The 20,486-nt window shown below is 59.8% G+C and carries 17 protein-coding genes; 13 read left to right on the plus strand and 4 right to left on the minus strand.

Annotation, left to right across the window (positions count from 1 at the left end):
• Positions 1-10 precede the first annotated feature (10 nt).
• The 3 genes from ACHQGU_RS03495 (at position 11) to ACHQGU_RS03505 (ending at position 3,579) form a co-directional block, all read left to right on the plus strand.
• Positions 11-577 carry a hypothetical protein gene (locus ACHQGU_RS03495; protein ID WP_395495895.1) on the plus strand — a complete coding sequence of 189 codons (567 nt, stop codon included), beginning with the start codon at positions 11-13 and terminating at the stop codon, positions 575-577.
• Entirely contained in the window at positions 574-3,042 is a 2,469-nt protein-coding gene (locus tag ACHQGU_RS03500) for a hypothetical protein (RefSeq protein ID WP_395495896.1), read from the plus strand. The genes ACHQGU_RS03495 and ACHQGU_RS03500 overlap by 4 nt, the downstream gene beginning before the upstream one ends.
• A gap of 99 nt (positions 3,043-3,141) precedes the next feature.
• Entirely contained in the window at positions 3,142-3,579 is a 438-nt protein-coding gene (locus ACHQGU_RS03505) for a hypothetical protein (RefSeq protein WP_395495897.1), read from the plus strand.
• Here the strand turns inward: ACHQGU_RS03505 and ACHQGU_RS03510 are convergent.
• Entirely contained in the window at positions 3,556-3,963 is a 408-nt protein-coding gene (locus ACHQGU_RS03510; protein WP_395495898.1) for an NUDIX domain-containing protein, read from the minus strand. The two genes, ACHQGU_RS03505 and ACHQGU_RS03510, sit on opposite strands and share 24 nt — an antisense overlap.
• Before the next feature lie 151 nt (positions 3,964-4,114).
• Between ACHQGU_RS03510 and ACHQGU_RS03515 the strand changes: the two genes are divergently transcribed.
• The 9 genes from ACHQGU_RS03515 to ACHQGU_RS03555 all read left to right on the plus strand — a co-directional run bounded on the left by ACHQGU_RS03515 (position 4,115) and on the right by ACHQGU_RS03555 (position 14,751).
• Positions 4,115-4,561, plus strand: coding sequence for a hypothetical protein (locus ACHQGU_RS03515; protein WP_062142860.1), 447 nt, complete (start codon positions 4,115-4,117; stop codon positions 4,559-4,561).
• A 28-nt stretch (positions 4,562-4,589) separates the two neighbouring features.
• Complete coding sequence (locus tag ACHQGU_RS03520; RefSeq protein WP_395495899.1) at positions 4,590-5,852, plus strand: cation:proton antiporter; 1,263 nt, start codon at positions 4,590-4,592, stop codon at positions 5,850-5,852.
• A gap of 38 nt (positions 5,853-5,890) precedes the next feature.
• Positions 5,891-8,347, plus strand: a complete 2,457-nt coding sequence (locus ACHQGU_RS03525; RefSeq protein ID WP_395496371.1) for a TonB-dependent receptor — start codon at positions 5,891-5,893, stop codon at positions 8,345-8,347.
• A 65-nt stretch (positions 8,348-8,412) separates the two neighbouring features.
• Positions 8,413-9,567, plus strand: a complete 1,155-nt coding sequence (locus ACHQGU_RS03530) for a phosphotransferase enzyme family protein (RefSeq protein ID WP_395496372.1) — start codon at positions 8,413-8,415, stop codon at positions 9,565-9,567.
• Complete coding sequence (gene pnuC / locus ACHQGU_RS03535) at positions 9,564-10,148, plus strand: nicotinamide riboside transporter PnuC (protein WP_062271846.1); 585 nt, start codon at positions 9,564-9,566, stop codon at positions 10,146-10,148. Before ACHQGU_RS03530 ends, pnuC begins: the two co-directional genes overlap by 4 nt.
• 85 nt (positions 10,149-10,233) lie before the next feature.
• Positions 10,234-12,516 carry a TonB-dependent siderophore receptor gene (locus ACHQGU_RS03540; protein WP_395495900.1) on the plus strand — a complete coding sequence of 761 codons (2,283 nt, stop codon included), beginning with the start codon at positions 10,234-10,236 and terminating at the stop codon, positions 12,514-12,516.
• Entirely contained in the window at positions 12,513-12,806 is a 294-nt protein-coding gene (locus ACHQGU_RS03545) for a hypothetical protein (protein WP_395495901.1), read from the plus strand. Before ACHQGU_RS03540 ends, ACHQGU_RS03545 begins: the two co-directional genes overlap by 4 nt.
• Positions 12,803-13,105 carry a hypothetical protein gene (locus ACHQGU_RS03550; RefSeq protein WP_395495902.1) on the plus strand — a complete coding sequence of 101 codons (303 nt, stop codon included), beginning with the start codon at positions 12,803-12,805 and terminating at the stop codon, positions 13,103-13,105. Before ACHQGU_RS03545 ends, ACHQGU_RS03550 begins: the two co-directional genes overlap by 4 nt.
• Complete coding sequence (locus ACHQGU_RS03555; RefSeq protein ID WP_395495903.1) at positions 13,102-14,751, plus strand: PepSY-associated TM helix domain-containing protein; 1,650 nt, start codon at positions 13,102-13,104, stop codon at positions 14,749-14,751. Before ACHQGU_RS03550 ends, ACHQGU_RS03555 begins: the two co-directional genes overlap by 4 nt.
• 81 nt (positions 14,752-14,832) lie before the next feature.
• Here ACHQGU_RS03555 and ACHQGU_RS03560 read toward each other — a convergent pair whose 3' ends face one another.
• Both ACHQGU_RS03560 and purU read right to left on the minus strand, forming a co-directional pair.
• Positions 14,833-15,438, minus strand: a complete 606-nt coding sequence (locus tag ACHQGU_RS03560; RefSeq protein ID WP_395495904.1) for a hypothetical protein — start codon at positions 15,436-15,438, stop codon at positions 14,833-14,835.
• A gap of 16 nt (positions 15,439-15,454) precedes the next feature.
• Positions 15,455-16,294, minus strand: coding sequence for a formyltetrahydrofolate deformylase (gene purU / locus ACHQGU_RS03565; protein ID WP_395495905.1), 840 nt, complete (start codon positions 16,292-16,294; stop codon positions 15,455-15,457).
• Positions 16,295-16,910: 616 nt separating this feature from the next.
• Here purU and ACHQGU_RS03570 point away from each other — a divergent pair.
• Positions 16,911-19,076 (plus strand): Hint domain-containing protein, encoded by a 2,166-nt coding sequence (locus ACHQGU_RS03570; RefSeq protein ID WP_395495906.1) that lies wholly within the window; start codon positions 16,911-16,913, stop codon positions 19,074-19,076.
• Positions 19,077-19,163: 87 nt separating this feature from the next.
• Here the strand turns inward: ACHQGU_RS03570 and hmpA are convergent, their stop codons facing one another.
• The gene (gene hmpA, locus ACHQGU_RS03575; RefSeq protein ID WP_395495907.1) at positions 19,164-20,411 is read right to left on the minus strand and encodes an NO-inducible flavohemoprotein; all 1,248 of its coding nucleotides are present in this window, start codon (positions 20,409-20,411) and stop codon (positions 19,164-19,166) included.
• Between the last annotated feature and the right edge of the window lie 75 nt (positions 20,412-20,486).

Consider the following 20,486-nt stretch of genomic DNA (forward strand, 5'->3'; position numbering starts at 1 on the left):
GGGAGAGCCCATGTCCGGGTCAAGTAGTTTCACGGCATCCACACCCAGTGGCATGCCGCTTTCGGCGTTGCCGGTGCAGCCTCAGCCCGCACCGGCCGATCTTGTTTTTGGCATTTTCAACGGGCAGGGCCAGTTTGTGCCCCAGTCCGCCATCTGGACCGGTGCTGTCTCTAAAACGGGGGATACGCTCTCAGGTTTGCTGAGCTGCGCCCTTGCCCCGACGGATGCCGCGCATCTGGTCAACAAGGCCTATGTCGATGCCCAGAGCGGGCAGGTGAGCGGCACTGTCGCCACGCTCGTCACGCAGGCACAGGATGCCGCAACACAGGCACAAACAGCGGTCGGCCATGCCTCGGACGCGGCGGCCACCATCGTGTCCGAGCAGAAGGGCATTCCCAACGGTCTCGCCACCCTCTCGCCCAATGGCAATCTGGTGCTGGGCGGGCTGGACTGTCTGGGCGTGCAGGACGGGCATGTGCTGATGGCCATGGACCTCCCCACCACAGACCCCGGCCTGCGTGGCGTGTGGTGGAACAACGGTGGTTATCTCTGTATCTCTCAAGGCACATCTTCATGAGCCCTCTTTTCAAAACCCATTTTCTGCTCAGCCTGTGTTCCGGCATGGCATTGCTAGGTGGAGCAGAGGCTAAGGCGTCCGCCCGGCCCAACCACCTGCTGCCGCAATATCAGGCGCTTGGGCAGGCCACCGCGTCTGCATCCGCCAGTCAGCTTTCCACACTGTCTGCGACTGCGGCTGCGGCTGAGACCGCCACCCCGGCCACGGCGTCCAGTTCCGGCACGGCGGCATCTGCTCAAACGCCCACACTTCTGCGTAGTGCGCTTATGGCCAAATCTCTGGCAAGCAGCCTGACTCCTTACGTCCCCACGCGGCCACCGGGCGGGCTGGATGCCGCAACCGGGGTGCCCGCTTTGTGGCAGGACGCCACCATCGGGCAGATTGGCGCGATGGCGGATGGTAGCGTGCAGCAGTCCGACAAAGGTGCGCCAAACGGTGTGGCGGCGCTGGACGCCAATGGGGCCATGACCGCTCCTGTCTCGGGCGATTTGTCCACCGCCACGGCAAAAATTGGTGCAAGTGGCGCGGTCGGCAGGCCGCTGGCCGAACGGTTTGCGGACCAGCTGAACGCAAAGGATTTCGGTCTGGCGCTGGATGGCAAAACGGATGACACCGCTGCCCTTCAGGCTGCCAAAAATGCCGCAGCCTCCGGGGCGGTTATTCAGCTCCCGGCTGGCAAGCTGGCGCTAACGGCCCTGCCCACCGGCAGCACGCCCAATCTGTGGCAGGCCAACGGCACGTTGCAGGCTGATGGCGGCCCGCTGACCACTCTGGGAACCGATGTGCTGGAAAGCACGCTGGAAGGCGGCAAATATTTTGCCCGTGGCCAGACAGCAGCGGATATGGCCCCCGTGCTCCGCAAGGATCTGGACGTCACGCATGCTGGCGGCACGGCGGGATTTGTGATGAATCTGGAAAAGGGAAACTGCACCATCCCCTCCGTTGGGGCTGCGCTGAATGATTACGTCTGGTGCCATTCCACGGTGCTGAACAGCGCGGCCTTTGGCGGCGGCCAGCACGTGGCGCAGGCCAGTCTGGCCCAGCGGCCCGCCAATGCGCTGGCAGATGGCAAGGGTTCGCGCTCTCAGATCTGGGCCGGATATGATGAAACCCGTGATGACACCGGCCAGCCTTCCAATATTGCAGGCAGTCTGGTGGGGCGGGAAATTGACGTTTACGCCAATGCGGATGACCCCAATAACTGGCGTATCGGCCTCCAGCTTCAGATTGCCGGGGCGGATAGTGCTGGCACACCGGGCCGGGTCGGTAAGGGCATTGCGCTGGGGAATAATGACAGCACCAGCGCCTATGGCATCATGATTGACGCCGCAGGCCGGTTTGACACTGCGGGCATTGATCTCTCCCGCAGCACGCCGGTCAATAATGCCCCGGTTCTGAATATCGGCGCAAACCGCAATCTTGCGTTTAGTGATGACCACAAGCCGCATTTTCAGTTTGATTCCGCCGCCTATGCCTTGCGCTACTGGTATGACACCACGCCACTTTTCTCCGTGGGGATGAATGGGGATGTGACCACCGCCATCGCTAATCCCGGCAGCGGTATGGCGTGGACACTGGGCGGACAGGCGCTGATTGGTGTGAATCTGACGAGCCTGAGCGCGCCGGAGGCCATGCGGTTTGGCACAGGGCAGGCGCTCTCCTGGGAGCCAACGGCTGTTGTGCAAACTCGTTTTGCGGACGGCAAACTGACTGATCAGGTCGCCGCAGGTGTCGCCCGCACGCTGGATACGCAGGGCAATGAGACCATTCCGGGCGCTGCCCATAACAGCCAGACCGTGGTCAGCCTCAGCCAGCCCACCGCCGCCGCGTTTGTCGCGCAGGGCACCGCCGCTATCGGGCTGGACACGACCGGCCTGACTGCGCCGGATGCACTGCGCATGGCGGAGGGGCAGCATGTCTCATGGGAACAGACGGCCACCGTGCAAACCCGTTTTGCCAGCGGCATCTTGCAGGACACATGGGGTGGCACGGCCCTGCGCTCACTGGACCAGAGCGGGAATGAAACGCTCACCGGCAGCAACCTGAACAGCGGCATGACCACCAGCATGAACAACGGCTCGGCCAGTGCCATTACGCTGAACGGTACCGCAGGCATCGGCATCAATCTGTCCGGCCTGACGACGCCGCAGGCGGTCCGGTTGGGCAGCGGGCAGACTGTGGCGTGGGAGCCAACCGGCGTCATCACCACGGGCTACACCAGCACTGGTCTGCGGGATACCAATGGCAGCACCACCCTGCGCCAGCTGGATACGGCAGGGAATGAAACGCTCAGTGGCGCGCTGACCCCCGCTGGCGGCATCCGCCTGCCCACCTTCTCCCGCGCGGCCATCAAGGGCATGAGCAACCTGCCGATCGGCACCACGCTCTATGATGCGGATGATGACACCCCGGCCATTTACACCTCCGCAGGCTGGAAACTGGCGGCGCTGACCGCGATGCCGTGAGGGTTTTATGACGTGTCTGGTTCTGCTTGATCCGTCTTATCGCTCTCTTGTAATCTGGTCGTGGATTATTCCGCAGATTATGAGAGGCAAACAGGATTCATGACAAAAAAAACAAAATTTGTCCTGATTGCAGGCGCACTGCTTTTGTGCGGCATGGGGCCGGCGCAAAATGCTTTGGCCCGATCCGTGCATCTCGCACCGCATGTTTCCAGCACAGTTGTTTCTGGCACACTGGAGGGTGAGAGCATTGTGCCCTTCCATGTGAGCCTGAAGGAAGGGCAGAAGCTGGATGTGCTGTGTCATTCCCGCAAAAGCGGCATTTATTTTTTTGTAAAAGATCCGGAAGGCCGGATTGTTTATAATAGTGCGGAAAGTCCGCAGCCCGACAGGTGGACCGGGCAGGCCGCTTCTCCCGGTAAATATACGCTGGGGGTCTTCCAGCAGCATGCGACCGCCCGTAAGGGGCATACGGCATTTTTCCGCCTGCACCTTGCCGTTAATCAGGGTGAGGCTTCAACGACTAGTCTTCTCCCGTAACGCCGCCAGCGCCACCGTCGTGGCGTGGGTGAGCGGTGCGGGCAGGGCGTCCAGCGGGAACCAGTCCAGACCGCTATGTTTGTGCGGCTCCTGCAACACCGGCTGCCCGGTAAAGCCGGAGACCGTATAAACCGGGGCGACCCAGTGGGTGTCGGCAGCACGGTCAATCTGGTCCACCACACACAGCAGGGTGGGGTGGTGTATCACCAGCCCGGTTTCTTCCAGCACTTCCCGCGCCACGGCGGCCGGCACGGTTTCAAACGCATCCACCTTGCCGCCCGGCAGGCCCCAGCATCCGGCTTCCGGCGCACGCAGGCGGCGCAGGAGCAGTAGTTTGCCGTCCTGAATAATCATGGCGCCACAGCCCAGTCGGGGGTCTGTCATCGGGGTGCTCCTTGCTGTGTCTGTCTGCGGTGTGGCCTGCATACCCCGCTGCGGACTTTTGGAAAACAGTGTGGTACACCCCACCCCCTGCCAGCACGGGCAGAGCGGCCTGAAACTCCGGCCGGATGAGACACGAGGGCAGGGGGCAGAGATGTCAGTGGAAAAAAACTTCAAGGCCGTTCTGGATCAGGCCAATGAGAGCATTGCCGTCAAGATGACAATGCTCTTCGGCAGTATCTGGTGCGTTTACGTGTTTTTCGTGTTCTCGCTCATCCCGGTGCTGATGCCGCAATGGCAGAATACGCTGCTCTATATCAGCAACTGTATCCAGCTTGTTGCGTTACCGGCCCTGATGGTGGGGAATGCGGTGCTCAGCCGTGGAGCGGACAAGCGGGCGGCGGAAGACCATCAGGCTCTTCTGGAAATCCTCTCAGACGTGCGGGAAGAGCTGGCGGACCTGAAGGACCGCACAGCGGGGCTTGCGCAAAGTGCGTCAGAAGCCCTGCAGCGCCCGGAGCTGGAAAACGTCTCCATTTCCGACCAGACGTTTGTGGATGTCGAAGGGCAGAACGGCAAGTCGTCCGGCGGCGGAGCATAATGCCTTACAATAAGAAGGAAGCTGGCTGATGACGCCACTGGCCCTGTTTGCTCTGGTGATGACGCTGGCTGCTGTCTTTGCCTTATTGAATGACAGACTGCTCCGCCTGCCGATGAGCATTGGCATTATGATCCTCGCGCTGCTGGCCTCCGGCGGACTGATGCTGGCGGACACCGTGCTGCCGGGCTCCGGCCTTGGGCACGCACGCGCTGTTCTGACGCAGATTGACCTGCCCCATACCCTGCTGGATGGCCTGCTGGTGTTCCTGCTGTTTGCCGGCGCGCAGGCTGTGGATACGCGGGATTTATGGGGGCGGCGCTTTTCCGTTCTGGCTCTCGCCATTCTGGGCACGTTGCTGGCGGTGCTGCTGTTTGCCGGGGCCATGTGGGGTGTTTTTGGCCTGCTGGGCCTGCCGGTGTCTTTTGCGTGGTGCATGGTGCTGGGCGCTATTCTGGCTCCAACGGACCCGGTCTCCGTTGTTGGCATGTTGCGGCGGCTGGGGCTGCCCGGCCCGCTTCAGGCCCTGTTTGCGGGGGAAAGCCTGTTTAACGATGGCGTCGGCGTGGTGATTTTCACCGTCGCCCTCGGCATTGCAACACAGGGCGGTTCCGTCCATGTGGCCGGCCTTGCTGAGCCGTTTGGCTGGGAAGTGGGCGGAGGGCTGCTGCTGGGTCTGGTTGGCGGCGGAGTGTCTCTGCTGGGGCTGCGGGCCGCGCGGGACCCGCATGTGGAATTGCTGATTTCTCTCGCGCTGGCCACCAGTGTTTATAGTCTGGCCGCAGCCTTTGGCATGTCCGGCCCGATTGCTGCCGTTACGGCAGGGCTGGCCATGGGCACACCGACCGCACAGGCCGCCCTCACGTCCGAGGGCCGCAGCGAGATTCCGGCCTTCTGGGGGCTGGTGGATGAAGTGCTGAACGCGCTGCTGTTTGTGGTCATTGGCTTTCAGGTGCTGGCGCTGTCCTTCCACTGGCCGTTTGTGTGGGCGGCGGCGGTCGCGGTTCCGCTTTCCGTTCTGGTGCGTGGGGCAAGCGTGCTGCTGGCCACGCTGCCGCTTTATCTGGTGGGGCGGGAAGCAATGGGTGTGCTGGCCGTGCTGACATGGGGTGGCCTGCGCGGCGGCATTTCTCTCGCACTGGTGCTCAGCCTGCCAGCCGGGCCGGAGCATGACCTGCTCCTGTGCGTCTGTTATAGTGTAATAACATTCACCATTCTTGTGCAGGGGCTGAGCATGCAGCCTCTGGTGCGGGCATTTTATCCTGTCAGCCAGACCGGATCAAAGGAAGGATAAACCCCATGCGGGTGCGCGCTCATGCACGGCCAATCCTGATGGCCACAGTCGTTTTTTCCAGCGCGCTGCCCGCCCCGGTTCTGGCGCAGGCCACACCGGGCGGCGTCGGGTCTGGCAGTGTGACGGCGGAAGAACCGGAACCCACAAAACCGCGCGTGCCTCAGGCCACGGGCGCACGGTCGTCCGGCGTGCGCAAAGCAGGCCCTTCCCGGCAAGCAACCGGGGCTGGTCACACCGGCCCGGTGCAGGCACAGGGCGCGGAGCAGATTGACGTGCATGCGGACCCGGTGGCGCTGCATGCGGGGGGTGGGTTGCTGCGGCCGCAGGATGCGCCAAAGGCTATCAGTGTTGTAGGGTCGGACTTCATTGCCCGGCAGGCGCCGTCTGCCACAGCGTTTGATCTGGTGGCTCTGCTGCCGGGGGCGAACGTGGCGTCCTCCGACCCGCTGGGCTTTTCCCCGCAGACCAATATTTCCGTGCGCGGCCTGAACGGGGATGCCATTGGCTACGTGCTGGAAGGCGCACCGCTGAATGATATTGCCTATTACACCGGCTACCCCAGCCAGTTTGCCGATAGCGAGAACTATGACAGCATTGCCCTGCAGCAAGGCGCTGCGGATCTGGACAGCCCGGTTCTGAACGCAGCGGGCGGCCTGATGAGCCTGCGCTTCCGCACCCCGGCGGAAAAAGCCGGCGGGATGGTGAACATCTCTTACGGCTCCTATGACACCAATCGGGAATTTATCCGGCTGGATAGTGGTGAGATTGGCAAGACCGGCCTGCGCGGCTTTGTCTCCTATTCTCATGGGGCTTCCGATAACTGGCGCGGGCCGGGGCGGGATGTGCGCCAGCATGTGGACTTCAAGCTGCAAAAGGACTGGGGGCACGGCAATACGGCGTCTCTGCTTGGCTCCTGGAATCAGGCCATCGACAGCTATTATCCGCAGGTTTCCAAAGAGAGCTGGGCGCAGGATGGCATCCACGGCGCGAACAATCTGGCCAGACAGTATGATGTGAATAATGAGGCTGCGGGCACGGATTACTGGCGGCTGTATCGCCAGCCCGAACGCACTTTGTATCTGGCCGCCCCGGTGGAACTGCATCTCACGCACGGCCTGACGTTCAAGGCCACGCCCTACGCGCAGGGCGCTTACGGGAACGCGCCCGGTGGCACGCAAATCCCCACATCCGGCCTGTATAACGGCACGCAGCCGCTGGCGGATGAACTCACGCTGCCCAGCACGCAGGATGGCTGGGCGACCGTGCGGGCGGATTACACGCAGCGCAGCTATCGGTCTGGCTTTACCACCGCAATGGAGTGGAAGCGCGGCGTGAATGATCTGGTGCTGGGCTACTGGTACGATTATTCCGACGATAATGAAAAACAGCAGTTCACCGCGATCTCGGACGGCGGCTATGCATCCAACATCTGGGGCAATGGCGGCGGGAGTGGCATTCACCTCTCCGATGGCTCTCTGCTGCTCGGCACCAATAACCACACCGTCACGCAGACCAATGCGCTGTTTCTGGGCGACCGGCTTTCCCTGCTGCATGACCGGCTTTTGCTGACGGCCGGCTTCAAGGAAGTGATGATGACGCGCACCGGCACCAACGCCATGCCGGGGGCGGCTTACCATGCCAATACCAACAGTGCTGTGCCGCTGCCGCGTCTGGCCGCACGGTTCCAGATTACGCCGCATCATCAGGTGTTTTTCAGCGCCACCACCAATTTCCGAACGCCTGCGGAAACCGCGCTGTATGATGTGTTTGACCCCACCTCCGGCCAGACGGAAAACAAGGGCACCACGCACGTCAAGAACGAATATTCCATCTCGGAAGAGCTGGGCTATCGGTATGCGGATGATCGGTTTGTAGGCAGTGTCACGCTGTTTAACTACAATTTTACAAACCGGCAGGTAGAAACGCTGACGTCACAAAACGGATCGTTCGTGCAGTCCACCATGAACGCTGGCGGCCAGACCAGCCGGGGTGTGGATGTGGAATTTGGTCTGCGGCCCTGGCATCACCTCAGCCCGTATGTGTCGGGCGAGTATCTGCACGCCACCATTGATAACGACATTGCCGCCAACGGCGACCTTCTGCCCACACGCGGCAAGACCGCCGTGCGCAGCCCAACCCTTCAGGCGGCGGCGGGGCTGACCTATGATGACGGGCACTTCTTCGGCACGGCCACCGTCAAATATACAGGCCACCAATATGCCACGTTCATGAATGATGAACGGATGTCCGACCACGTGACGGGTAATCTGGCCGTGGGCTACCGGCTTGCTGATGTCGCCATGCTCCATAAACCGGAGTTCCGCATGAACTTTATCAATATCAGCAACCAGCATTATCTGTCCGGCGTGGCAGACCCGACGCTGAACGCGAAGGACACCACAGGTCGCTACGGCAGCACCATTGCGGGCAGTGCGCCGGATTACTACGTGGGCGGCGGGTTCGCGGCGCTGTTTACCGCCTCCACCGGGTTCTGAGCAGCGTGACCGGTCTTCTCGCCCGCCTCTTTTCCGGCCAGCCCCCCAAGCAGTCTCCGGGCACCGTGCCCGGCCAGTTTGGTGTGCATGGCGTGCAGGATAAGCGCGACTGGCCCCCGCTGACGGAGGCGGAAGTGGCGGGCGTTCTGTCCCACTATGCGTCTCTGTCGCCCGTTACCTCCATTCTCTGGCACAGTATGCGGCCTTTTTCCGCCGCTGGCATTGTGCTGCTGAAAGGCGATGGCCCGAAAACGGTTGTGGTCAAGCGGCACCATACGCAGTTGCGCAGCGTGGCGGCGCTGGAGGTGGAACATGCCTTCATGCAGCATCTGCGCGAGCAGGGTCTTCCGGTCAGCACCGTTCTGAGCACGGGCAACGGAGCCACAGCGGTGACTCAGGGGATCTGGACGTATGAGGTCTTTCTGCCGTCGGACGGGGAGGACCTGTATCGGGATACCATGTCCTGGCAGCCGTATCAGTCAACAGATCACGCGCGGGTCGCCGGGGGTGAGCTGGCGCGGCTGCATAAGGCGGCGGAGGGGTTTGATGCCCCTGCTCGGGGTGAGACCTGTCCGCTGGTCTCCAGCATGGTGGCGGTCGGACAGGCGGAGCTTCTCCCGGCGCTGCGGGCGTGGGTTGCCCGGCAGCCGGGGCTGGCCCAGCAACTGGCAGGCCGCCCGTGGGAGCAGGATGTGCAGACGGTGCTGGAACCATTCCACGCAAAACTCCGCCCGCTATTGGCAGACGTTAGACCGTGCTGGGGGCATGGCGACTGGCACGGGTCCAACCTGCTCTGGGGAACGGGTGATGAGGCCGGTGTTGCCAGCGTTCTGGATTTCGGCATGGCGGACCGCACCTGCGCGGTGTTCGACCTTGCCGTGGCGCTGGAGCGGAGCGGAGTGAAGTGGCTTGATCTGCCATCACCCGGCGTTGTGGTGTATCCGCAGATGCAGGCCTTGCTGGCAGGCTACCAGAGCGTGCGCCCGCTGAGCGAGGCGGAACGGGCCTTGCTGGTGGCCTTCATGCCGCTGGTGCATGTGGAATTTGCGTTCTCGGAAGTGGCGTATTTCGGCACGTTGCTGAAGGACGCGGCCTCGGCTGAGGTGGCGTATACGGAGTATCTGCTCGACCACGCCCGCTGGTTTGCCTCCAAAGAAGGACGCGCCCTCCTGCGCTGGCTCCCGACTGAACTGGCGCGCGTCCCGGCCGCCAGACCATGAGCCTGCTGGAACTCCTTGCCGTGCTGTTCAGCGCGGCGGGTGTGTGGCTGACAGGCCGCAGGGCGGTGCTGTGCTGGCCGGTCATGCTGGTGGCTTCCGTGCTGTATGGCGTGGTGTTCTGGCGGGCGCATCTCTATGCCGATGCCGCATTGCAGGGCGTGTTTGCCGCCCTCTCGCTCTATGGCTGGTGGCGCTGGCTGCGTGGCGTGCGGGATGAAGGTGCTGTGCAGGTTATCCAGCCCCCGCAGGGTGTGATGGTGCGCGGCGTTGTGCTGAGCGTGGCGGCTGGTGTGCTGCTGGGCGGTGTGCTGCAAACCTGGACGGATGACCCCAACCCCCTGATGGACGCGCTGCTCAGCACCTTCAGTATTCTGGGACAGATGTGGATGGCCCGGCGCTATCTGGCCAGCTGGCTGATCTGGCTGGGTGTGGACGTGCTCTATACCGGCCTGTTTGTGGTGCGGGAGCTGTATCTGACAGCGGGCCTCTACGCCGCATTTGTCGGGCTGGCAGTGGCTGGCTGGCTACAGTGGCGGGCTGTTTGCGTTATAACAGAGCCCGAAAAACCGCCATTTGAGTAGGTGGACTCTTCTCCACTTGACAATAATTCTCATTATCACGTAAGCGCCGCATATCGGTAACGTATGTGTGGGTAACAAGGTAGCTATGAGAATTTCGCGCTCTGTGAAGGGTGTGCTCCCTGTGCTTTTTCTGGCGGGAGCAGCCACATCGTCGGGCGCAGTGGCAGAAACGCTGCCTGTGCCGGAAAGCCAGTCCGACACGGAAAAATCTGCCGGGAAAAACAAGGCGCGCAAGGCGAGAGAAAAGGCGGAGGTGGTGATTGTGACCGCCACAGGCCGTTCCAGCGCCTCGGCCTCCACCAAAACCCGCACGCCGATTATTGAATCGCCTCAGACAATTTCCATTGTCAGCCGGGAAGAAATCGAATTGCGGGCGTCTCCCACCGTGGCCGATGCGCTCTCCTACACCGCAGGTGTGCAGGCGGAACCGTCCGGCATTGATAGCCGCGTGGATGAAGTCTCGGTGCGTGGTTTTGGCGCAGGCGGATTTTCCTCCAACAACAACTTTGTGGATGGCCTGCGCCTGCCGTCCGGCGGCCAGTGGACCCGGACCTCGTTCGACCCGTTCGCGCTGGAACAGATTGAAGTGCTCAAAGGCCCGTCCGGCGCGCTGTATGGCCAGACGGCACCGGGCGGGGTGGTCAATCTTGTTACCAAACGTCCGACTGCCAAAAGTGAGGGCGAGTTCTTCCTGCAAGGCTCCGGCTTTACCAATCTCAATAACGGGCAGGGGCAGGCCTCGGGCGATCTGTCCGGCAGGCTGAACAAGAGTGGCACAGTCACAGGCCGGGTTGTGGCACTGGCGCGGTATGGTGGCACGCAGGTCAACAGCGTGAATAATGGCCGCTATTACATCTCCCCCAGCCTGACATGGCAGCCCACGGTCAACACCAGATGGACGCTGCTGGCGCAGTATCAGCGGGATCAGGGTGGTTCCACCTTCCAGTTCCTGCCCGCCACGGGCACGCTGTATCCGTCTCATGGCCGCTATATCAAGAACGATGCCAATATTGGTGAGCCGAAGTGGGATACGTTTGACCGCAATCAAGCGCTGATCGGCTCCTTTCTGGAACACAAATTCAGCAAGTATCTGACGGTGCGGAACAACACGCGCTACACCTATCTGGACACGCTCTATCGGGCCACCGTGCTGTCTGGCGATACGCTGAGCAAATGCCCCGCCACCATTGCAGGCTGTGTTGCGGGTGAGACCGTTAACCGCCGTGCCGTGGAAGGGCGCGGGCGCTCACAGGGTGTGGCGACGGATACGCAGATTGAAGGCCATGTGATGACCGGCCCGGTGCGGCATCTGCTTCTTGCTGGCACAGACTACTTTTATACCGACTGGAACCATGACCGCGATCTGGTCAATTCCTCACTGGTCCTGCCGGTGCTGAATATTTTTGATCCCCAGTCACGCGGGTCTGCGGGCTATGGCGCGGCGTTGTCTCCGCAGGTTTATACCTCTACGGAAAGCCGCCAGAATGGCATCTATTTTCAGGACCAGCTCAAGTTTGACCGCCTGCGCGTGACCATCGGCGGGCGGCAGGACTGGGCGCGGGATGATACGCTGAACATCCTGACCAACAAACGCTACATCACAAAATCCAATGCGTTCACATGGCGCGCGGGGGCGGTGTATCTGTTTGATAACGGGCTGGCCCCGTATTTCAGTTACGCGCAGTCCTTCCAGCCGCAGGTGTCGGACCCCTCCACCTCGCGCGATGGCACGCCGTTCAAACCCACCAAGGGGGACCAGTATGAGGCCGGGCTGCGCTACCAGTACGGCAAGAGCATCTACATCACCTTTGGCGGTTATCAGATTACCCAGACCAACATGACCACCCCGGACCCGGACGGCGCGATGTGCGGCACCTCCACCTGCCTTGTGCAGACGGGCAAGGGCCGCGTGCGCGGGCTGGAACTGGAAGGGCGGGCAAACCTTGTGTGGGATACATCTGTTATCTTCACCGGCACGCGGAGTGACGCCAAAGTAACGCGCTCCAACTATGCCGCGCAGGTGGGGAATTATCTGCCACAGGCTCCCAAATGGATGGCGTCTCTGTTTGTGGACAAACGCTTCCGCTCCGGCGTGTTGCAGGGGGTAGGGGCTGGCGGTGGTGTGCGCTATACCGGGCACAGCTATGGCGATACGGCCAATACGCTTTCCATCCCCGGCTATACGGTGTTTGACATGTTCCTGCGGTATGATTTTGGGGCGGCGCGGCCCCGGTGGAAAGGTCTGACCTTCTCCGTCAATATGCGCAACATTGCCAATAAACGGTTTGTGGCAACCTGCACCGCTGTCTCCGCCTGTTATTACGGGCAGGGGCGGAGCGTGATTGGCCGTCTGGAATATCGCTGGTGAGTTCTGTGCTTTTTGACACCTCTTTATGCGCTCTGGCGGTCATGTGCAGTGTAGAAGCGGGTGTGTGTGTCTATCTGACTGCGCCGCGGCAGATGCTGCTGCGTAAGGCGCTGCCTGTTAAAACCGGACTGGGGGTTGCGGTGGCTTTGGCTTTGGCTGCCCTGCGGCTGTTCTGCCAGGTAGTGGGAGTGTTTACCGCCGTGTTTGCCCTGGCGGTGGTGCTGATGAGCGTCTGGTCGCTCCTGCCGCTCTGTGTGGCGCTGGCGCGCCAGGGGCAGGACCGATCATGAGCCGGCCTGTGCGGACGTTCAGTAGCAGGAACTGGTTTTTCAAAGTGCTGGCGGCAGTCTTGCCGGGCGCGTTGCTGGTGTGTGGCCTGATGGGGGTTGTGGGCGTGTTGTGCCACACGGATGGCAGCCCGCGCTCAGCCTCCGGCCAGTATCTGATGTGGATGGGCGCATTGCTCTGGAGCGCGCTGCTCAGCGTATGTTTCCTGTTCCGCTCCGGTTTGCAGGCGTGGGGCGTTCTGATTGTGGCGAATGGCGTGGTCTGGGGTCTGTTTGTTGTGCTGCGGAGTGTCCTCTCATGAAACTGCGTGCGGACCTTGTGCAGCTTTACCGCGATGTTCATAGCTGGGTCGGCATTGTCGCCGGACTTTTCCTGTTTGTGGCGTTTTACGCCGGGGCCGTCACCATGTTTGAGGAACCGCTGCAAAGCTGGGCCTCTGCCCCCGTTGCTTTGCCGCCGCCGGTCAGCCTTGAGCAGACACCCTTACTTTTGGAAAAGGCTCTGGCTGCTTACCCGGAGGCACGGGATGACTACACGATTGCCGTGACCCCGGAAGACGCACAACGCGGCCGCCTGACATGGGATGGTAGCGGCGGCCAGGTGCATCATGGCCCTACGCAAAGCATGGCGGCGGGGCTGGATGCGCAGGGAAATCTTGTTGTGGTGCCCAAAACACCCTCGGAGGCCGCGCATTTTGTGGATGTGCTGCACCAGCAGGTTGGTCTGCCTTTGCCGCATACGCAGGCTATGGTGCTGATGGGGGCCGTCGCGCTCCTCTATGCCGTTGCCCTTGTTTCCGGCGTGATTGCCTATCTGCCGGCTTTGATGAAAACGCTGTTTGCGGTGCGCTTTGGCCAGAGTGTGCGCAAGCGGTGGCTGGATGTGCATAATCTGCTGGGCCTGTTCTCACTGCCGTTCCATCTGGTCATGGCCATTTCCTCCGTCGTGTTTGCCTTCCACGGACAGATTTTTGCTGTGGAGCACATGCTGTTTCCCGGTTCCTCTACCGGTCAGCACGGTGGTCAGCACGGTGGCATGCATGGCGGTGGGCACGGTGGCGGCGGACATGCCGGAGGGCATGGCGGGGCTTCTGGTGTGGGGGCACCCTCGGTAACCGGGGCGGCCAGCGCGTCTTTCACACCGGTTTCCTCACCCGCGCCTGTGCCCGTATCGGTGCCCGTGCTGGCCCCGACCGAGATCCTCGCCATTATGGCGCGGCAGGCTCCGGGGTTTGTGCCGGAAGTGCTGAATTACATGCAGCTTGGCCACGGCAAGGATGTGGTGCGGGTGTTCGGGCATGATGTGCGCTACCCCACACGCGGCCCGACGGGCGGCTTTGTGGTGCTGAACTCCCACACGGGCGCGGTGCAGTCCGGCGAGTATATGCCGGGGCATCAGCCTGCAAAATTTGCGATTGTAACGACGTTTTTTGCCCTGCACTTTGGCAGCTTTGGTGGCACGCCCGTGCGCTGGGGGTATGTGGTACTGGGGCTGGCCGGGGCGTTTCTGTTCTATACGGGTAATCAGCTCTGGATTGTCAGCCGCAGGCGGCGCGAGCGGGAAAGTGGTCTGGTGGTGGAAACTCGCGGCACAAAACTGCTGGCCGCTTTGACATCCGGCTGCACCACGGGGTGTGTGGCAGGGATTTCCGCCGTGTTCTGCGCGGTGCCTCTGTTGCCCTATGGCGGGACGTATGGCGCAGTTTCTGCTGTATATTACAGCATGTTTTGTGTGTTTGTGGTGGCTGCCTTCTGCCTGCCCGGCCAGCGCGGCATCCGGCTTTTGCTGGCGGCAGCGGGGGTGGTAACGGCTTGTGTGCCGCTCATGCTCTGCCTGCACGGGGCGCACCTGCTGCGCACGCCGGAAGGGCTGGGTGTGGCCCTTATGGCTGCTCTGCTGAGTGTGTTCCTGTTCGCCAGCGCGGCAAAGCATACGCGGGAGATTTAGGGGAAGCGGTCTTTATATCAACTACTGTCTGAATGACCTTGAGAACGATGTTCCAAAATCCCAGTCTTTTTAATGTTTCTCTTAGTGGGTGCCCGTCAATGCCATCTGCGCCGCCACAAAAGCGGTGACGCCGGTATTATAGAGCGCGTGGCAGGCGGCGGTGGTCCAGAACGGGCTGCCGCGCCGGGATTTTGCGGTCAGGTAAAAACAGGCAAAGAAGCAGAAAGAGCCGCTCAGCCCGACATCCAGAGCTACGGGCCAGTTACGGTGGGGGATAGCCGTATTACCGCTGGTATGGTGGTCCCACGTAAAAAGTAGCGTGGTGGCAGCAAAGGAAAGCCCCCACAGCCAGCTATGATTTTTGATGAACAGCCGAAAAAACTGGTGCGGCAGATAGAAGAAAATAAAGGTCTCCATAACCGGTGCAACCAGCATGGCTAACACGGCCAGAAGCGGGAGCGATGCCGGAGAGGGACCATTATCCACGGCCCCGCAGAGCCACAAAAGCATCAGCCCCAGCGGACACAGAATGGCCTGAGCCAGCAGGCAGCGCAGGCAATAGCGCCAGTTGACAGCAAACCGGCCTCCCGCCCGCGCAGCGTTGCCAGCGTTGCCAGCGTTGCCAGCGTTGCCAGCGTTGCCAGCGTTGGGCGGGGCGGCCTCTGTCGTCTGGTCCGGGAAGAGCATGGCGCGGGCTTTTTCTTCAGGAAAAGATGATGGTGCGGTGGCCGTTGAGCATCACGCGCTGTTCCACATGCAGTTTTACCGCGCGGGCCAGAACCTGAGATTCAATGGAGCGGCCAGCCGCCACGTAATCCTCGGCGGACAGACTGTGGGTGACGCGGGCGGTTTCCTGCTCGATAATCGGGCCTTCATCCAGATCCGGCGTGACGTAATGCGCGGTTGCGCCAATCAGCTTCACGCCCCGTGCAAAAGCCTGATGATACGGCCGCGCGCCCTTGAAGGAGGGCAGGAAGGAGTGGTGGATGTTGATGATGCGGCCACTCATTTCCGTGGAGAACGCATCGGAGAGCACCTGCATATAGCGGGCCAGCACAATCAGATCGGCTTTGGTTTCGCTCACAAGGGCGCGCAGGCGGTCTTCCTGCTCGGCTTTGTTGTCCTTGTTCACCGGCCAGTAATAATAAGGGATGCCAGCCTGTGCGGCAGTGGCCGCGCTGTCCTGATGGTTGGAGACAATGGCCACAATCTCGGCCCGCAGCCAGTTGACGCGCACCTGATACAGCAGGTTGAGCAGGGCATGGTCAAACTTTGAGACCATGATAATCAGGCGTGGCAGGACTGCTGCATCATGCAGGCGCATGGTCATGTTGAATTCGGTTCTGACCGGTTCCAGACAGGCGCGAATGTCTTCCATGGAGGCAGGGGTGGTAAAGGCCAGCCGCATGAACAGGCGGCGGGCAGTCCGGTCACTAAACTGGTGGGTTTCCAGAATGTCTGCGCCCTTGTCTGCCAGAGCGGTGGAAACAGCAGCAACAATGCCCGGTTTGTCCGGGCAGGAAAACGTCAGGGTAAAGTGCATGGCGCGTTAGCGGTCCTTGTGTCGGCCAGCCCGGCAGGAAGGCAGCCGGGCGTAAGAGGGCGTGGAGTGTGCCAAGGGCCGGGCCATACGGCAACCAGCCGCCGGACTCGCCAGAGAACGCGGGCGGAAAGCCTATGATGTGGATGACTCGCCTCTTTATCGAATCGTTAAGACTGTCGATCCGGCAGATGAGTCAATCACAAAAATGTCAAAAAAGCTCTGAGACGCAGAAAACAGCCATTTATACCAGCTATGTTCTTGAAGAAGAGAGTCTGTTTATCCACAGAAGACGGGGAAAGACTGTGGGAAAACTCTGTGGATAGTTTTGTGTAAGGCTGACAGACAGTGCATTCTTTTCACGTTTCCCGGTTTGTTCTGTTCCGCCGGGTTGAGAAAAGCAAAGGGAGTGTGTGCCGTAAGTGCGGCTATGTAAATTTCAGGAAATGGTTTTCACACAAAATGCGGTCATTTCTGTGTTTTGATGATGCTAACAATTTCAGGAATTTAACAATATATTTAATATTATGATCTACGGGTAATGCTGCGCAGGCTGATTACGGTCTGATGAATCTGAGTTTTAAGGAGGAAACTCCTTATTATTTATAGGATTTTGGAAATGGGCAGCAGCTTTTCTACCGGCGGAACAAATTCGTCAAGTCAGACTTATCCAACAGCGAGCAACCTGTCGGGAGCGTCTTATACCCTGACGAATGCATCTGGCGGTCAGTTGCTGTTCACGCTTCCCGGTGGCGGCTATATCAATAATATCTATGGGAATCTTGTTAATAACGGAATTATATCCGATATCCCATCATCACCGGGGACAGGAAGCACCTTTAATATAGGAAGTCTTGGGGGCAATAACACCTTCAAAAACACTGGAACACTGACGTTTAAGCAGCTGGATGCAACATCAGGAGCCACTGTTAATTTATACTATAAAACAATTGAGAATGCCTCTTCTGCAACAATTGATCTGGAGAGTGCTGGCGCTTCAACCATCTCCGCAGCTTATGTCGCAAATCTGACGAATGATGGTACTATCAAAGTTGTCGATACCAGCGGAACAGGTATGACATCTAATTGGGGAAATGGAACCGGTACATTCAGTAATAACGGCACATTTTCCATTGATGATTCTGCCGCCACATCGGGGTCAACAACCAATTTAAATTTTTTAGGAATCAATAATAGCGGAGCGTTGACGTTAGCTATTCCTGCTGCATCGACTGCTATCACAACGGTTGGAAGTGGTGGATTTACCAATTCGGGAACATGGTCCATCAATTCAGCCAGCGGAGGAAATATTCAAATTATCGGTGGAACCTCCGCCTACACGAATACCGGTACCATCAATGTTAGTGACGCTAACCTGAATATTGCAAATGCTCTGACAGGCACAAATGGCACTGTAAATCTTTCCAATGGTGCTGATGTCACATTGGGCGGTAATAGCAGTGGAGCCGGGCAGACTTTCAATTTTTCTGGCAGTGACAATACGCTGAATGTAACAAATGGTACAACTTTTACCGGTGTTATTCGTGGCTTTAGTCAAGGCGATCAGCTTGATCTGAATGTTGCCGGTACTCCCTCATACGATTCCACAACTGGTATTCTTACAATCACCACGAGTGGTGGAAAAGTTTATACGTATGATATTGGTGCTGGTTACACAGGGTCGTTTGCCAATACTGTAGGGGGAGTGGTGACTTACTCTGGCAGCACTCCTTGTTTCCTTGCGGGTTCAATGATTCGAACGAGCCAGGGAGAGGTGAGTGTAGAAAACCTCCAGGTGGGGGATGAGGTCGTTACGTTCGACTGGAAAAAAGATCAGTATGTCAGCCGTTCTGTTGCCTGGGTCGGGAAGGCAAGCGCTACTGTGCGTTCTCACCTTCCGGATGATGAAGCGGGCTGGCCTGTCCGCATCCTCAAGGATGCCATTGCCGAGGGCGTGCCCTACAAGGATATGCTGGTGACCTCTGAGCATTGCCTGTTCTTTGAAGGTAATTTTGTCCCGGCACGGATGCTGGTCAACGGGGTATCTGTCTTCTACGATAAGTCCTTCACGTCGTATGAGTACTATCATGTGGAAACGGAGCAGCACTCCGTTATCATCGCTGATGGGATGCTAACAGAAAGCTATCTGGATACAGGAAATCGCTCTTCTTTCCGGGTGGAAGGGAAGGTCGTCAGGCTTTTTGGAAGAAATGCGAGCTGGGAAGACGATGCTGCTGCGCCTTTGTGCGTAGACCGTGATTTTGTTGAACCATTATTCCGTAAAATTGAGCTGCGGGGGAATCGTGTTCATGCTGGGCATATTCCCACTGAGACCGTTGAGCTGACACCATATCCAGATGTGCATCTGGTAACAGCAACGGGTGGCCGAATTCGTCCAATACGTACGAATGGTCAGCACTATAGCTTCATGCTGCCATTCGGCACCGAATCCGTTCGCATCGTGTCCCGCACCTGCTGTCCTTCTGACGTGATTGGGCCCTTTGTGGATGATCGTCGTTCTCTGGGGATTGCCGTGGCGGATATTCGTCTGATTCTTGGTAAGCGTCAGCATGATATCAGCGCGCATCTTCAGGCAGAAAAACCAGAAGGTTGGTATGAAACCGAGTCAACTGAATGCGCATGGACTAACGGCAATGCTGTCCTGCCCCTTGGTGACCACCTGTTGCAGGAAAAAATAGGGATTCTTTCTCTGACCATTACAGCGGCTGGACCGTATTTGCAGAATTCTGACGATAGGGAAGTCAATCAGAGGAAAACTGGGTAATCTCTTAGAAGTCGATTTTTTTGAGTGCAAAAGCTGTTCCAGTGGGTCGGGTTAATCCCGATCCACTGGTGCAATGTGTCACGCGTTTCAGGCGGCGTTCAGGGCATCGTCCAGCGTGGTAGCCGGACCGAAGACTTCACGCCGCAGGCGGTCTTCCGGCACCCCGGCAGCGCGCAGGCCGGTAATCATCTCCTGCATGAAACACTCCGGGCCGCACAGGTAATAGATGGCGTCTGCCGGTGTGTTGGCTTTGACCCAGTCCGGCGTGATGCGCCCGGCATGGGCTGTGGTGCCGGGAGCAGCCTGATCGGCCAGGGTATCTGCCGTGCTGTGCGTGTAGAAAACATCCGCCTTAATCGCCCCTTTGGCGGACAGATCTCGCACCAGTGCGCCAAAAGCTTCCGTCCGTGGGGTGTCCGTGCCGTGGATGTACTGCAAGGGCGCGTGGGCACTGGCCGGGCAGCCATGCGCAGCGGCGGCGGCGCGGGCTTCCAGCATGGCGATGAACGGGGTCAGCCCGACGCCAGCACTCAGCAAGACAATGGGGGCAGACTGCGGTGAGGGCAGGGTGAAGGACCCGGCAGGGGCGGAGACCAGCACGTCCGTGCCGACCTGTGCGCTGTCATGCAGCCAGCCTGAAACCAGCCCTTTTTCGGCCCGACGTACGCTGATGCGGTAGCTGCGGCCATTGGGTGCTGAGGAAATGCTGTAATTGCGGCGCTGGTTGCCGTGGCCGGGCACGGTCAGGGAGAAGCTGAGATACTGGCCGGGTTTGTGGGCCATAACGGGTTTGCCGTCTGTGGGCACCAGATCGAAGGAGGTGACCAGTGCGCTCTCTGGCGTGCGGCTCTGGATGGTAAAGGGCCGCCAGCCTGCCCAGCCACCGGGCGCGGTCTCATGCGCCTTGTAAATCTGGCTTTCCCGGTTGATCAGCACATCCGCCAGCAAGCCATAGGCTTTGGCCCATGCATCCATAATTTCCGGCGTGGCAGCATCCCCCAGCACCTGCGCAATGGCACCCAGCAGCGCGCGGCCGACAGCGGGGTAATGCTCGGGCAGGATGTTCAGCCCCACATGTTTTTCCGCAATCCGTTCCACCATGCCGCCCAGCTGATCAAGACTGTTGATGTTGCGGGCATAAGCCAGCACGGCGAGTGCCAGAGCGGTGGGCTGGCTGCCATTTTTCTGATGCGCGCTGTTGAACAGGGCGCTGATGGCGGGGTCTGCCAGCAGGCGTTTGTACATCTCCGTAGTGATAGCGACACCGTGGGCTTCCAGTGCCGGAACGCAGGCGGTGACGGTAGCGCGGGTCTTGTCATCGAGGGGGGTGACCATCGGGTGGTCTCCTGTTTTTGAAGGTGTATATTCCATACACCTTATAGAGCGCTGGAAAAAATGCTGTCAACTGGA

It is taken from the genome of Acetobacter sp. KSO5, assembly GCF_044094635.1.
Taxonomy (GTDB): Bacteria; Pseudomonadota; Alphaproteobacteria; order Acetobacterales; family Acetobacteraceae; genus Acetobacter; species Acetobacter cerevisiae.